Annotated in this window: 15 protein-coding genes; 7 read left to right on the top strand and 8 right to left on the bottom strand. The window is 70.8% G+C overall.

The genetic code is table 11. The features are described 5' to 3' along the window. Positions 1 to 311 precede the first annotated feature (311 nt). From AB0G11_RS30875 to AB0G11_RS30860, 4 genes are all read left to right on the top strand, one after another. On the top strand, positions 312 to 560 hold the full coding sequence (locus AB0G11_RS30875; protein WP_308125713.1) for a hypothetical protein: 249 nt from the start codon (positions 312 to 314) through the stop codon (positions 558 to 560). Between the two features lie 480 nt (positions 561 to 1,040). Beyond that, positions 1,041 to 1,955 carry a mechanosensitive ion channel family protein gene (locus AB0G11_RS30870; RefSeq protein ID WP_219503983.1) on the top strand — a complete coding sequence of 305 codons (915 nt, stop codon included), beginning with the start codon at positions 1,041 to 1,043 and terminating at the stop codon, positions 1,953 to 1,955. A 9-nt stretch (positions 1,956 to 1,964) separates the two neighbouring features. Beyond that, positions 1,965 to 2,345, top strand: coding sequence for a globin (locus AB0G11_RS30865; RefSeq protein WP_308125712.1), 381 nt, complete (start codon positions 1,965 to 1,967; stop codon positions 2,343 to 2,345). Positions 2,346 to 2,350: 5 nt separating this feature from the next. Continuing rightward, positions 2,351 to 3,874: an alpha-amylase family glycosyl hydrolase gene (locus AB0G11_RS30860; RefSeq protein ID WP_357590136.1), complete on the top strand. Its 1,524-nt coding sequence runs from the start codon at positions 2,351 to 2,353 to the stop codon at positions 3,872 to 3,874. Here the strand turns inward: AB0G11_RS30860 and AB0G11_RS30855 are convergent. After that, positions 3,867 to 5,045 (bottom strand): MFS transporter, encoded by a 1,179-nt coding sequence (locus tag AB0G11_RS30855; RefSeq protein WP_357590134.1) that lies wholly within the window; start codon positions 5,043 to 5,045, stop codon positions 3,867 to 3,869. The genes AB0G11_RS30860 and AB0G11_RS30855 overlap by 8 nt on opposite strands. Next, a complete protein-coding gene (locus AB0G11_RS30850) occupies positions 5,042 to 5,416 on the bottom strand; it encodes a thioesterase family protein (protein ID WP_219503980.1) in 375 nt (124 codons plus the stop codon). The genes AB0G11_RS30855 and AB0G11_RS30850 overlap by 4 nt, the downstream gene beginning before the upstream one ends. Before the next feature lie 155 nt (positions 5,417 to 5,571). On the opposite strand from AB0G11_RS30850, the gene AB0G11_RS30845 reads away from it, so the two are divergent. Continuing rightward, positions 5,572 to 6,468, top strand: a complete 897-nt coding sequence (locus AB0G11_RS30845; RefSeq protein ID WP_219503968.1) for an SDR family oxidoreductase — start codon at positions 5,572 to 5,574, stop codon at positions 6,466 to 6,468. Between the two features lies 1 nt (position 6,469). Beyond that, complete coding sequence (locus AB0G11_RS30840; RefSeq protein ID WP_357590132.1) at positions 6,470 to 7,291, top strand: MaoC/PaaZ C-terminal domain-containing protein; 822 nt, start codon at positions 6,470 to 6,472, stop codon at positions 7,289 to 7,291. Positions 7,292 to 7,315: 24 nt separating this feature from the next. Here AB0G11_RS30840 and AB0G11_RS30835 read toward each other — a convergent pair whose 3' ends face one another. Then, positions 7,316 to 7,921, bottom strand: coding sequence for a TetR/AcrR family transcriptional regulator (locus AB0G11_RS30835; RefSeq protein ID WP_219503963.1), 606 nt, complete (start codon positions 7,919 to 7,921; stop codon positions 7,316 to 7,318). 105 nt (positions 7,922 to 8,026) lie between these two features. On the opposite strand from AB0G11_RS30835, the gene AB0G11_RS30830 reads away from it, so the two are divergent. After that, complete coding sequence (locus AB0G11_RS30830; protein WP_219503961.1) at positions 8,027 to 9,181, top strand: acyl-CoA dehydrogenase family protein; 1,155 nt, start codon at positions 8,027 to 8,029, stop codon at positions 9,179 to 9,181. 17 nt (positions 9,182 to 9,198) lie between these two features. Here the strand turns inward: AB0G11_RS30830 and AB0G11_RS30825 are convergent, their stop codons facing one another. The 5 genes from AB0G11_RS30825 to ettA all read right to left on the bottom strand — a co-directional run bounded on the left by AB0G11_RS30825 (position 9,199) and on the right by ettA (position 13,704). Next, positions 9,199 to 9,654: a hypothetical protein gene (locus tag AB0G11_RS30825; RefSeq protein WP_357590130.1), complete on the bottom strand. Its 456-nt coding sequence runs from the start codon at positions 9,652 to 9,654 to the stop codon at positions 9,199 to 9,201. Between the two features lie 72 nt (positions 9,655 to 9,726). After that, positions 9,727 to 10,863: a thiolase gene (locus tag AB0G11_RS30820; protein WP_308125711.1), complete on the bottom strand. Its 1,137-nt coding sequence runs from the start codon at positions 10,861 to 10,863 to the stop codon at positions 9,727 to 9,729. After that, complete coding sequence (locus tag AB0G11_RS30815; RefSeq protein WP_357590128.1) at positions 10,860 to 11,267, bottom strand: Zn-ribbon domain-containing OB-fold protein; 408 nt, start codon at positions 11,265 to 11,267, stop codon at positions 10,860 to 10,862. The genes AB0G11_RS30820 and AB0G11_RS30815 overlap by 4 nt, the downstream gene beginning before the upstream one ends. A gap of 88 nt (positions 11,268 to 11,355) precedes the next feature. Further along, positions 11,356 to 11,868: a VOC family protein gene (locus AB0G11_RS30810; protein ID WP_219503955.1), complete on the bottom strand. Its 513-nt coding sequence runs from the start codon at positions 11,866 to 11,868 to the stop codon at positions 11,356 to 11,358. A 171-nt stretch (positions 11,869 to 12,039) separates the two neighbouring features. Next, positions 12,040 to 13,704, bottom strand: a complete 1,665-nt coding sequence (ettA, locus tag AB0G11_RS30805) for an energy-dependent translational throttle protein EttA (protein ID WP_219503938.1) — start codon at positions 13,702 to 13,704, stop codon at positions 12,040 to 12,042. Between the last annotated feature and the right edge of the window lie 570 nt (positions 13,705 to 14,274).

The following is a 14,274-nucleotide window of genomic DNA, read 5'->3' as shown; positions in this document are numbered from 1 at the left end:
CGGCCCCTCTCACGCTGAGTCCTGACCGGCTCACAGCCTAGTCACTCTGAGTAGCGTCTAGGTTGCAGTCCGCCTAACCACGACTATGGACTATTGATGACAGGAAGAAAACGCTCTTCTGAAGCTTACGGTTAAGGATCGTCCTACCGCGGACTGTTTCTTACATCCCCCGGGTGAGAAGGCAACTCCCTGTGAGCAGAGGGCCGCGTTGCGCCGCCCGCCGCCATGAGTCATCTTTGGCGCACCGGTTCCGGAATCACAGGGAGGGACGAAAGGTGGGGGACGACAACTTCGGGCATTTGGAGCGTCTGGTGTCCGAACTCGACGCCCGCGGCTTGCTCGCGCGAGTGGTCAGAACACAGAGTGGACGCGTTTTCGTCCGCGTGATCAATCCGAACGCGACGAGCCTGACCGAGAACGTCACCTGTCGGCCGGCGCAGGCCGCCGACCTGCCGGACTGGTGGTACTGCTGGTCCTGGGGGGAGCGGATGCACACCGTCGACGATCCGGCCGGCGCGGCGACCAAGGTCGCCCGCGTGCTCGCCGCCGTGGGGGAGTGACAGGGCGGTGATCCCGGTGGAGCGCAGCCACCGCGGTTCACCGTCCCCACGGCGGCTCCACGGAGCCGGCGGGGCGGCCGGTGCGGAGGGTCCCCGGTTCCGGGGGCCTCTGGCCACCCCGTCGGCTCCGACCATCACAGAGAGTAACCAGACCACGTCTCCCGGGCAGTCCCGGGAGACGTCGGGGACCCCCTCCCCGGAAACGGAACGGGACGCGCTTCCGGGTGCGCGTCCCGTCCGAGCCGTCCGTCATCGGAGCGTCAGGCACCGCCCTCCGCGGCCCAGGTGCCCGGCGACCCCGTCTTCCCCGGCGTGATGTGACGGCGGCCGGTTCGGTCGGCGGTATCTTTTGGGGCGAATCGGCCCTATGCCGCCGACCGAACCGCTTCCTAGGAGGGCCCCTCCGTGCTCGTGCTGTCCCCGCCGCCAAAGACTCCGGAATCTACCGGACTGCCCGATTTGGACAAGGTAGGCAGCCAGATGGCGGACATCTGCAACGCGGACACGTTCCTCTGCAAGGCCCTGGTCGGCTGGTTCCAGAACGCGACCTGGGCCCCGTTCGTGGCCAGCGCGATCACGATCGCGCTGATCCTGATCATCGGCTTCGTGATCCGCAACATCGCGCACCGGCTGATCACCAGGGTCGTCAACCGCGCCGCCACCCGCAGCTCGCTGGCCAGCCGCTTCCGGCGCGGCCCCGCGCCCGAGGGCATCGACGCCCTGCTGCACGAGCGCCGCAGGCAGCGCGCCGAGACGATGGGCTCGGTGCTCAAGCACGTCGCCACCATCGTGATCCTCGGCACCACGGTGCTGACCGTGCTCGACCGGCTGACGATCCCCATCGCGCCGCTGCTCACCAGCGTCGGCATCCTCGGCGTGGCCATCGGCTTCGGCGCCCAGGAGCTGGTCAAGGACTTCATCGCCGGCATGTTCATGCTGCTGGAGGACCAGTACGGGGTCGGCGACGTGATCGACGCGGGCGCCGCGGTGGGCACGGTCGAGGCGGTCACCCTGCGCGTGACCCGGCTGCGCGACGCCGACGGCCGGGTCTGGTACGTACGCAACGGCACCATCACCCGCGTCGGCAACGAGTCGCAGGGCTGGTCGCGCGCCTACATGGACGTCCCGGTCGGCTACGACAGCGACATCACCACCGTCCGGCTGATCCTGGAGCAGGTGGCCGAGGAGATCTGGGCCGACTCCGAGTTCCGCGAGTCGAAGATCGTGGAGCCGCCGGAGGTGTTCGGCGTGGAGCAGCTCTCCGACAGCATGCTGGTCTTCCGCCTGGCGGCCAAGACGCTGCCCGCGCAGCAGGCTCCGGTGGCGCGTGAGCTGAGGGTGCGGGTGAAGGCGGCGCTCGACTCCGCGGGCATCGCCATGGTCCCCAACGCATAGGCTGGAGACGTGACTGAGATCTCCTTCTATGAGGCCGTCGGGGGTGAGGAGACGTTCCGGCGTCTCGTCCACCGTTTCTACGAAGGGGTGGCCGACGACCCGCTGCTGCGCCCGCTCTACCCGGAGGAAGACCTCACGGGCGCCGAAGACCGGCTGCGCGGCTTCCTGATCCAGTACTGGGGCGGCCCCAACACCTACAGCCAGCAGCGCGGCCACCCCCGGCTGCGGATGCGGCACGTGCCGTTCGTGATCGGCGAGGCCGAGCGTGACGCGTGGCTCAAGCACATGCGCGACGCCGTCGACTCGCTGGAGCTGCCCGAGGACCAGGACAAGCGCCTGTGGGACTACCTCGTGTACGCGGCGCAGAGCTTGGTGAACTCCCCTGCATAACGGGCATGACACGCCACATGGACATCCCCTGGTGGCGCGACGCCGTCGTCTATGAGATCTACGTTCGCAGCTTCGCCGACGCCTCGGGAGACGGCGTCGGCGATCTGGCCGGCGCGCGCGAGCGCCTGACCCATCTGAAGGAGCTGGGCGTCGACGCCGTCTGGCTCACCCCCTTCTACACCTCCCCCATGGCCGACGGCGGCTACGACGTGGCCGACTACCGCGACGTCGATCCGCTGTTCGGCTCGCTGGCCGACTTCGACGCGCTGGTGGCCGACGCGCACGCGCTCGGGCTGCGGGTGCTGGTCGACATCGTGCCCAACCACAGCTCCGAGGCGCACCCGTGGTTCCAGGCGGCGCGGCGCGGCGAGGGCCGCGACCGCTACATCTTCCGCGACCGGCCCAACAACTGGCAGTCGACCTTCAGCGGCCCGGCGTGGACGCGGTTGCCGGACGGGAGCTGGTACCTGCACCTGTTCGCCCCGGGACAGCCCGACTTCAACTGGCGCAACCCCGAGGTGCGCGCGGAGTTCCTGGACATCCTGCGGTTCTGGCTGGACCGGGGCGTCGACGGGTTCCGCATCGACGTGGCGATGGGGCTGTTCAAGGCCGAGGGGCTGCCGGACGTCGAGGACCAGTCGTTCATGTCGGACTCGCCGGTGTGGGGGCAGCCGGAGGTGCACGGCGTCTACCGGGAGTGGCGCGAGCTGCTCGACAGCTACCCGGGCGAGCGGATGGCCGTGGGCGAGGTGTGGACCGACACCCTGGAGGATCTGGCGCTGTACGTGCGGCCGGACGAGCTGCAGCAGAGCTTCAACTTCGCCTGGCTCCAGGCGCCCTGGTCGGCGACGGCGTTCCGGAAGGTCATCGACGAGACGCTGGCGACGGTGCCGTTCGCCACCTGGGTGCTGTCCAACCATGACGTCGTGCGGCACGTCACCCGGTACGAGACCGCCGACCCCGGGACCGGACTTTCCCGGGCGAAAGCTGCATTGCTCGCCATGCTTGCGCTGCCCGGGTCGGCATATCTCTACCAGGGGGAGGAACTGGGCCTCCCCCAGGTACAGGACATTCCACCGGAGGCGCGGCAGGACCCGGTGTTCATCCAGTCGGAGGGCAAGCTGCCGGGCCGGGACGGCTGCCGGGTGCCGATGCCCTGGTCCCCCGGCGGCGACTCCTTCGGGTTCTCGCCCGAGGGCGTGACGCCGTGGCTGCCGCAGCCCGGCTCGTTCGCGGCGCTCAGCGTGGCGAGCCAGACCGGCGACCCGGGCTCGACGCTGGAGTTCTACCGGCGCGCCCTGGCCTGCCGCCGCGAGCTGGTCCGCACGATCCCGTACGAGCTGGAGTGGCTCGCCTCGGACGAGGACGCGCTGGTGTTCGCGCGCGGGCCGCTGGTGTGCGCGCTCAACTGCGGCACCCGTCCGGTACGGCTGCCGCCCCACGAGAACGTGCTGCTGGCCACCGGCCCGGTCGAGGGCGGCCTGCTGCCTCCGGATCACGCGGTGTGGCTGCAGCGCCAGGTCAGCTAGTTTCCCTCTTCTCGTCGCGTACCGGGATGACCGGGATGGAGAGCAGCGCGCACGCGAGGCCGGCCGCGAAGGCCGCCCAGTAGCCGGAGCTGGTGATCAGCAGTCCGGCCAGCGGCGCCACGGCCAGCAGGACCACGTTCTGGACGGTGTTGTGCAGGCCCAGCACGCGGCCGGCCGCCGCGGGCCCGGCGAGCTCGCCCGCCTTGAGGTAGGCGAGCCCGTTGCCCGCGACGGTGATCACCGCGCCCGCGGCCAGCGCGGCCGAGCCCAGCCAGGACCCGGTGAGCGTGGCCGGGACCAGCAGGGCCAGCACGGCGACCGTGGCGTAGGTGAGCAGCCGCAGCGGGGCCATGCGCAACCCGCTCACGTCGGACCAGCGGCCGACGGCGACCCTGGTGATCGCGCCGCCGATGGCCGCGAAGCCGAACAGCCACCCGGCGTCCACCCCGCCCCACCCGTACAGGTTGACCAGGCAGGCCACGCCGTAGGTGCCGACGATCACCTGGGGCACCGCGTGCAGCGCGCTGGTGGCGTGCACGCGCCAGAGCGCGGGCCGGCTGTACGGGGAGCCGGGGGGCGCGGCGACGACCCGGGTGCGGGCGTGCGGCGGCTCGGCCAGGAAGAGCGCGGCCAGGACGGCGGCCAGCAGGCACACGCCCGCGCAGACCATGAGGACGCCGGAGATCCCGTGGGCCCGCGCCACGGGCGGCAGCAGGAACGCGGCGACGGCCATGCCGAGCGTGTAGGACACCTGGCGCACGCCCATGGCGACGCCGCGTTCGGGCGGCTCGAACCAGCCCAGCACGATCCGCCCGCCGCCGACCAGGGCGGCGCAGCCCGCGGCGCCGGCCAGCGCGAGCAGCACGACCACGGCCCAGGTCCGCTCGGCGAGTGAGACGGCGGCGAACAGCAGCCCGGCCAGCCCGACGCCGACGCCCAGGACCAGCCGCTCGCCGTGCCGGTCGGCCAGCCAGCCCCAGGCCACCAGCGCGAACAGCACGCCGATGCCCGGCGCGTTGCCGATGATGCCGGCGACCGGCAGGGAGACGCCGAAGTGGCGTTGGATGTCCGGGATGACCAGGGGCAGCCCGGACAGGCCCAGGGTGACGCCGGCGTGCGCGTTGACCCCCAGGGCCAGCATCAGCCAGCGCCGCGGGGTCGGCTCGCTCAAGCGAAGCGCTTGAGGTAGGCCAGCTCGTCGGCGGTGAGCCGGCGCGGGGCCTCGCGCTCCACGTCGTAGGCGACGAGCACCGAGCTCGCGGTCACGTACAGGTCGTCGTCGTCGCGGATCTCGTAGCTGAGCGTGAAGCGGACCGGCCGGATCTCGGTGACCCAGGTCTCGACGCGGACGGGCTCGGCGCGGTAGCCGAGCGGGCGGCGGTAGTCGATCTCGTGGCGGGACACGACCAGGCCCTTGAACGGCACCTCGCCCGCCTTGAACGGGTCGACGTGCAACATTCCCCAGCGGGCGTCCTCCAGGTAGTCGAGGAAGCGGACATTGTTCACATGTCCTTGGGAGTCGATGTCCGCGAATCTCACCATGCGAAGGAAGACGTGCCGCTGTGCGAGGGAGTGTTGAACCACGGGACAAACGCTACCGGGTCGGTGCGTGAGGTCCGTCGTGGCCTGGGCCTACCATTTCTAGATTTGGTTACTAGAATTTTGTTCGCATCGTCTGCGAAGGAGCGAGGAGACACATGAGCGGGATCGTCGACGGCCGCGTGGTGATCGTCACGGGCGCGGCCAGGGGCATCGGGCGCGGCCACGCGCTGGAGTTCGCCAGGCAGGGGGCCAAGGTGGTGGTCAACGACCTGGGCGCCGAGGTGGACGGGACCGGCTCGTCCGGCGCCGCCGCCGAGGTCGTCGCCGAGATCGAGGCCCTGGGCGGGGAGGCGATCGTCAACGGCGAGGACGTCTCGGACTTCGACGGCGCCGAACGGCTGGTCCGGGCCGCGATCGAGCGCTTCGGCGACCTGCACGTGCTGGTCAACAACGCCGGCATCCTGCGCGACCGGATGCTGGTCAACATGTCGGCCGAGGAGTGGGACGCGGTCATCCGGGTCCACCTGCGCGGCACGTTCGCGCCGCTGCGGCACGCGGCCGCCTACTGGCGGGGCAAGGCCAAGGCGGGCGAGGCGGTCGACGCCCGGATCATCAACACCACCTCGTCCTCCGGCATCTACGGCAACCCCGGCCAGGGCAACTACGGCGCGGCCAAGGCGGGCATCGCCGGGCTGACCGTGATCGCCGCCAGGGAACTGGAGCGCTACGGCGTCACGGTGAACGCGATCGCGCCCGCCGCGCTGACCCGCATGACCGAGGGCCTCATCCCGAGCGGCGCGAACGCCGACGCCGACGACATCGCGCCGCTGGTCGTGTGGCTGTCGAGCGCGGAGGCGCGCGGCATCACCGGCCGGGTGTTCAACGTGCGCGCCGGGGTGATCAGCGTGGCCGAGGGCTGGCACGCCGGCCCGGCCGTGGACAAGGGCGGCCGCTGGGACCCGGCCGAGCTCGGCGCGGTCATCCCGGCGCTGGTCGACAAGGCGGCGCCGAACGCGCTGACCAACGGCCAGATCCCCGGACGGGAGGCCTGACATGCCGCTCGACCACTCCGTCGTCGGCGTCGAGGGCGAGCCCTGCGAGCGGAGGTGGACCGCCAAGGACACCATGCTGTACGCGCTCGGCGTCGGCGCGGGCACCGGCGAGCCGGCCTTCGCCACCGAGAAGGGCCAGCGGGTGCTGCCCACGTTCGCGGTGCTCGCGGCCCAGGCGCCAGGGCGGCGGCTCGGCGACTACGACCCGGCCATGCTCGTCCACGCCGAGCAGTCCTTCGAGCTGCACCGCGAGCTCCCGGCGGCGGGCGCGGTGCGGACGACGTCGAAGGTCACCGGCATCTACGACAAGGGGTCGGGCGCGCTGGTCACCACCGAGGCGCTGGCCGTCGACCCCGGCAGCGGCGAGCCGGTCGTCACCAGCCGCAGCGCCGTCTTCATCAGGGGCGAGGGCGGCTTCGGCGGCGAGCGCGGGCCCCGCGAGGAGTGGGCGGCGCCGGACCGGGCGCCCGACCACAAGGTGACCTACCCGACGCGGCCCGACCAGGCGCTGCTCTACCGGCTGTCGGGCGACTACAACCCGCTGCACTCCGACCCGGAGTTCGCCGCGCGGGCCGGGTTCGACCGGCCGATCCTGCACGGGCTGTGCACGTACGGGATCACCGGGCGGGCGCTGCTGCACGCGGTGGCGGGCTCGGACCCGGCGCGGTTCCGCGCCATGTCGGGGCGGTTCAGCAGCCCGGTCCTGCCCGGGGAGTCGCTGACGGTGTCGATCTGGGTGGACGGGCCCGCCGTGCTGTTCCGCACGGCGAAGGACGACGGGACCGTGGTGATCGACCGGGGCCGTGCAGTGATCAGCCCGTGATCAGCCCCGTGATCAGGCCCGGGGTCAGCTCAGGGGCTTGAGCGGGTCGAGGCGGCGGATGAGGGCCATCGCCGCCTCGGCCACCTCGCGCGCCTCCTCCTCGGTGTCGCTGGTGGCGACCTCGCGGGCGGCCTCGCCGATGATGCTGGTCAGCACCGCGACCGTGAACCTGTCGAGCGGGTCGCCGCCGGCGCCGAGCAGCACGGCGTTCTGCCGCACCCACTCGCGGCCCCGGGTGCGGCGGATCAGCTCGAAGCCGGGCGGGCCGTCGCCGTCGATGAAGAGCCTGACCAGGTCGCGGCGCTCCCAGGCGCCGTCGAGGTAGGCGCGGGCGCCGGCGATGAGCAGCTCGACCGGGTCGGAGACGCCCGACTGCTTGGCCCGCGACACGCTGGTGGCCGACGCCTGCTCGTGGGCGGCCTGGTGGTCCTCGTAGAGGGCCAGGAACAGCTCGGTCTTGCCGCCGAAGTGGTGGTAGAGGCTGCCGACGCTGGATCCGGCGCGGGCCACCACCTCCGAGACGCTGGCCTCGGCGAAGCCGTGCTCGCCGAACACCTCGCGCGCCGCCTGCAGCATGCTCTTGCGCGTCTGGGCGGTGCGGCTCCACTCCCAGGAGGACTTGCGTGCCATGGAGGACATCGTACTCCGTCGAATTCTAGAATCATGTTCTTGACACGTCGCGGACCGGCGTTGGAACCTCTTCCTAGAGGACGGTTCTAGAAATGTGGAGGCGGCGTGGACTTCTCGCTCAGCACCGAGGAACGGCAGATCAGGGACACCGTGCGGGCGTTCGTCGAGAAGGAGGTCATGCCGCTGGAGCCGGAGGTGCTGCGCAACGAACGCGCCGGCCTGCCGGGAGTCCCCGCCGACGTGCTGCGCGAGCTGCGGCTCAAGGCCAAGCGGATGGGCTTCTGGGGCATCAACACGCCCGAGGAGTACGGCGGGGCCGCGCTCGGGCCGATCATGTCCGCCATCATCGCGATGGAGCTCGGCCGGACGTTCGTGCCGTTCAGCTTCGGCGGCAGCGCCGACAACATCCTCTACGCGGGCAACGAGGAGCAGAAACGGCGCTACCTCATCCCCACCATCGAGGGCGAGCGGCGCTCCTGCTTCGCCATCACCGAACCCGGCGCCGGCTCCGACGCCCGCAACATCCGCACCCGCGCCGTGCGCGACGGCTCCGAATGGCTGATCAGCGGCGAGAAGACGTTCATCACCGGCGGCAGCGAGGCCGACTTCGTCATGGTCTTCGCCGTGGCCGAGCCGTACGGGGTGACGTGCTTCCTGGTCGACCGCGACATGGGCTGGAAGTCCGAGCCGATCCCGACCATGGGCGAATGGGGTCCCGCCTCCCTGGTGTTCGAGGACGTACGGGTGCCGGAGGAGAACGTCCTGGGCGAGCTCGGCAAGGGGTTCGAGCTGGCCATGCAGTGGATCGGGCAGGGCCGGTACATGATCCCGGCGCGGGCCATCGGCTCGGCCGAGCGCATGCTGGGCATGGCCGTGGACTACGCCAAGATCCGCAAGTCGATGGGGCAGGCGATCTCCGAGTATCAGGCGATCCAGTGGATGATCGCCGACTCGCAGGTGGAGATCGAGGCGGCCAAGTGGCTCACGCTGTACGCCGCCTGGCGGGTGCAGGAGGGCATGGACGCCCGGCACGCCTCCTCGATCGCCAAGCTCAACGGGGCCGTGATGGCCAACCAGGTCGTCGACCGGGTGCTGCAGATCCACGGCGGCATGGGCTACACCAAGGAGCTGCCGATCGAGCGGTGGTACCGGGAGCTGCGGCTGCTGCGCATCTTCGAGGGCACCGACGAGATTCAGCGCCGCACCATCGCCCGCAACCTGCTCAAGGGCCACGCCCGGCTCGGCGCCATCGGCGAGTGACGGCGCCGAGCCCGGCCTCAGGGCATCTGGTACGCAGCGGCGGGGCCGCAGTAGCTGATCCCGATCGGCGTGTTGCTGAAGCGGCACACGCGCACCACCACCTGGTCGATCCCGGCGACCCCGGCCGGGTCGGCCAGCTCGAAGGTGAACGAGGCCTCGCCGTCGTCGGCCTTCACCGACTCGGTGTCGACCACGGCGGCGCCGTCGTAGGCGGTGAACGTGGCCCGGGAGTACAGGCCGTCCGCGGTGCACCACGACAGCGGCCCGCTGTCGGACAGGGTGCCCTCGACGCGCACGGTCGGCTTGACCACCGGGCCCTCCAGCCAGTCCAGCACGCCTCCGGTGACCCCGTGCGGGCAGGAGTCACCGGAGTCGGCGTGGAACCTCACCTCCGCCTGCGCCGCCGCCGGGGTGGTCACGGGCAGGGCCATCAGGAGGGCGGCGACCAGCACCGCCCACGCGCGTGCACGCATGGCATCGACCTTCCGTGTGATGGGGGATCCGCGCCCCCATCGTGAACGAAAGATCGATGCCCGGCCAGCGGATCAGGGCAAGCGGTTGGCCAGCACCAGCGTCGCCGCCGAGGCGAACATGCCGCCGTTGCCCAGCACCACGCTCACCTCCACACCCGGCACCTGCGCCGCCGCCTCGCCGCGCAACTGCCTGACCGCCTCCTGGATGGCGAACATCCCGTACATCCCGGTATGGGTGTACGACAGGCCGCCGCCGTTCGTGTTGAGCGGGAGCCTCCCGCCCGGCGAGGTGTGCCCCTCCGCGATGAACGCGCCCGCCTCGCCCCGCTTGACGAACCCGAGATCCTCCAGTCCGTAGATCGGCACGTGCGCGAAGGCGTCGTACACCATCAGATGGTCCACGTCGTCGTGCGAGATGCCCGCCTCGGCGAACGCCGCCTCGCCCGACAGCCGGAACCCCTTCGACGTGGTGAAGTCCTCCATCTGGGAGATCATCGGCGCGTCCATCGCCTCACCGGCGCCCAGCAGGTGCACCGGGTCACGCCGCGACCGCTCCCGCGAAGTGACGACCAGCGCCCCACCCCCGTCGGTCACCAGGCAGCACTCCAGCAGGTGGAACGGGTAGGCGACCAGCCGCGAGGCCAGCACGTCGTCCACGGTGATCAGGTCCCGGTACATCGCCCGCGGGTTCAGGTGCGCCCAGCGCCGCTGCGCCACCGCCACCTCGGCGAGCTGCTCGTGGGTGAGCCCGGTCTCCTTCATGTAGCGCAACGCCGTCAACGTGAACGTCGACGGCGGCCCCACCACCCCGTACGGCAGCTCGAACTGGCCCATCAGCGAGTCCGCGCCCAGCCCGAACCTGCCCGCCCCGACCCGCGACCTGCCGGACTCGCCGTGCGTGATCAGCACCGTGGTGCACAGGCCCGCCCGGATGGCCGCCGCCGCGTGCCGTACGTGGAACAGGAACGACGAGCCGCCCACGCCCGTGCCGTCCAGCCACGACGGCGTGATCCCGAGCGCGTGCGCCACCTGGATCGGGCCGGGCGTGCCGACGGTGGCGATGCCGTCGATGTCGTCCTTGGTCATGCCCGCGTCGGCCAGCGCGTTGCGGGCCGCCTCCAGGTGCAGGGACAGCGTGGAGTGCTGCGGCAGCCGCCCGACCTCGTCGGTCTCGGCGGCGCCGGCGATGACGATGCCCTCGGTGCTCACGCGGCGCCTCCGGCGGGCTCGAACAGCGGCACGTGCACGTCGCCGCGCCGCTCGAAGACGACTTTCAGGGCCAGGTCGAGCGGCAGGTTCTCGGGGGTGATCTCGGTGTTGACAATGTTGGTCATCATCCGCACCCCCTCCTCCAGCTCCACCACCGCGATCGCGTACGGGCCGCCCTCCTCGAAGCCGGGGGCCGGGCGGTGGTTGATCACGTAGGAGTAGAGGCTGGCCCGGCCGCTGGCCCGCACCCACTCGACGGCGCCCGAGCCGCAGTGGGGGCAGCTCGGGCGGGGGTAGAAGTAGTGCCGTTCGCAGGTCCGGCAGCGCTGGATCCTGAGCTCCCCGGCCGCCGTGCCGTCCCAGAACGGCTGGGTGTCCGGAGTCGGCTTCGGTACCGCCTTCATGGGGTCCCCAATCTCGTCGGATTTAGAACCCTATTCTAGATTTTAGTTCTACTCAGACTCAAGAGCCTGGCACCCGCCCAGCGCACGCTCAAGGGCTGGGGATGCCGTTGCCGTTCCTGCCGTTGCCGGCCAGCACCTCCTCCAGCGACGGCCGGGGCTCGCCCGGCTCGCGCGGTCCCGGCTGGGCGAGCTGGATGAGCACCCCGTGCGCCTCCTTCGGATGCAGGAACACCTCCCGCCAGCGGGGGTCGGACACGTTCAGGCCGTGCAGCCGGTAGCCCCGCTCGGTCAGCCGGGCCACCGCCGCGTCGAGGTCGCTGACGTGGAAGTTCAGGTGGTGCACGCCGCCCCGGCCTCGGGTGAGCTCGAAGAAGCTGTCGAAGAACGTGGACCCGGCCAGCGGCTCCATCAGCTCGACCTTGCTGCCGTTGGCGTAGGTCAGCTGGAAGGTGCGGTAACCGGCCACCCGGTTGTCACCTCCGCCGCCCAGATGCCGGCCGCCCAGCAGGTCGCGGTAGATGGGCAGCAGGTCCCTGATGCGGGGGGCGGCCACCGCCGTGTGGTCGAACGCGATCTCGATACCGTCGAGCTCCAGCTCCATGCGGACTCCCTTCGGGCCAATCCTAGAACTGTATTCTAGTCATGCCCCGGTGATCCGGCACGAACCGGTCTGCCGTCCTGCCGACCGGCCCACCCCTGGCCGAACGCGAAAACGCCGCACGGCAGGCCCTTTACGAACCTGCCGTGCGGCGCAATGCCAGCCGTCAGCCGATCAGTCGCGGTGCAGCTTCCGATACGTCACCCGATGCGGACGGGCCGCGTCGGCGCCGAGGCGCTCGATCTTGTTCTTCTCGTAGTCGGCAAAGTTGCCCTCGAACCAGAACCAGTTGGACCCCTCCTCCCACGCCAGGATGTGGGTCGCGATCCGATCGAGGAACCACCGGTCGTGAGAGGTGATGACCGCGCAGCCCGGGAACTCCAGCAGCGCGTTCTCCAGCGACGACAGCGTCTCCGTGTCGAGGTCGTTGGTGGGCTCGTCCAGCAGCAGCACGTTGCCGCCCTGCTTGAGGGTCAGCGCCAGGTTGAGCCGGTTGCGCTCGCCGCCCGACAGGACGCCGGCCTTCTTCTGCTGGTCAGGCCCCTTGAAGCCGAACGCGGCGATGTAGGCGCGCGACGGCATCTCGACGTTGCCGACCTTGATGTGGTCGAGCCCGTCGGAGACGACCTCCCACACGTTCTTGGCCGGGTCGATGCCGCCCCGGCTCTGGTCCGCGTACGAGATCTTGACGGTGTCGCCGACGACGATCGACCCGCTGTCAGGCGTCTCGCTGCCCGTGATCATGCGGAACAGCGTCGTCTTGCCGACGCCGTTGGGGCCGATGATGCCGACGATGCCATTACGCGGCAGGTCGAACGTCAGGCCCTCCATGAGCAGCCGGTCGCCGAAGCCCTTGGTGAGATCGTCCGACTTGATCACCGTGGTGCCCAGACGCGGGCCCGGCGGGATCTGGATCTCCTCGAAGTCCAGCTTGCGGTGCTTGTCCGCCTCGGCCGCCATCTCCTCGTAGCGCTGGAGACGGGCCTTGCTCTTCGTCTGGCGGGCCTTCGGGTTCGAACGAACCCACTCCAGCTCGTCCTCCAGGCGCTTCTTGCGCTTGACGTCCTTCTGACCCTCGACCTTGAGCCGCTGGGCCTTGGCCTCCAGGTAGGTGGAGTAGTTGCCCTCGTAGGCGTAGGCGCGGCCCCGGTCGAGCTCCAGGATCCAGGTGGCGACGTTGTCGAGGAAGTAGCGGTCGTGGGTGACGGCCAGCACGGTGCCCGCGTACTTCTCCAGGTGCGACTCCAGCCACTGGACGCTCTCCGCGTCGAGGTGGTTGGTGGGCTCGTCGAGCAGCAGCAGGTCAGGCGCCTCCAGCAGCAGCTTGCACAGCGCGACCCGGCGGCGCTCACCACCCGACAGCTTCGTCACCTCGGCGTCCGGCGGCGGACAGCGCAGCGCGTCCATCGCCTGCTCAAGCTGGCTGTCGAGATCCCACGCGTTACGGTGCTCAAGCTGCTCCTGCAGCTTGCCCATCTCCTCCAGCAACTCGTCGCTGTAGTCGGTGGCCATCTGCTCCGCGATGTCGTTGTAGCGCTGGAGCATCGCCACCGTCTCCGCGACGCCTTCCTGCACGTTGCCGAGGACGGTCTTCTCCTCGTTCAGCGGCGGCTCCTGCTGGAGCATCCCCACCGTGAACCCAGGCATCAGCTTGGCCTCACCGTTGGACGGCTGCTCCAGGCCGGCCATCATCCGGAGCAGCGTCGACTTCCCGGTGCCGTTCGGCCCCAGGACACCGATCTTGGCTCCAGGCAGGAACGACAGCGTGACGTCGTCAAGGACAACCTTGTCGCCATGCGCCTTGCGCACGCGCTGCAGCGTGTAGATGTACTCCGGCATGCCACCTAGCTTAGGGGCTCCCGCCCCACACTTCCGCCGCCCAGCACCCCCATCCCCCACCCACACCCCAGCAGCACCCCGGTCACCCCCACTCGGTCGGCACACCCCACGGTCGCCCCCCTCTCCGGGCGGCACACCCCGTTCGCACCCTCCCCGGTCGGCGCGCCCCAATCGCACCCCTCCCCGCCAGCACACCCCGGTCGGGCCCCCGGTCGGCGCACCCCCGACCGCGCCCCTCCCCATCGGCGCACGCCGGTCGCGCCTCCGGTCGCCCCATGCCGGTCAGCACCCTCCCGGTCGCACCCTTTGGTCGGTACACCCCGGTCGCACCCTGCCGGTCGGCGCTCCCCAGTCGGCGCTCCCCAGGCAGCACCCTGTCGGTGGACACCCCCTGGCCTGCGCAGCCGGGTCGACACCAACCCCGTGCTCACCGTCCGCAGCCACCGCCCAGCGCCCGCCACCTCGCGCTCGCCACCGCAGCCCCAGCGGCAGCGCCAGCGCCAGGGTCACTGCAGCCGCAGAACGCAGCCACCATCCTCAGCGCCAGCAGCCGTTCACCCCAGCGCCACG

The sequence above is a fragment of the Nonomuraea sp. NPDC023979 genome (assembly GCF_040639085.1).
Classification (GTDB): domain Bacteria; phylum Actinomycetota; class Actinomycetes; order Streptosporangiales; family Streptosporangiaceae; genus Nonomuraea; species Nonomuraea ceibae.
Note: the sequence above shows the minus strand (reverse complement) of the source record. Positions and strands in the feature narration are given on the sequence as shown.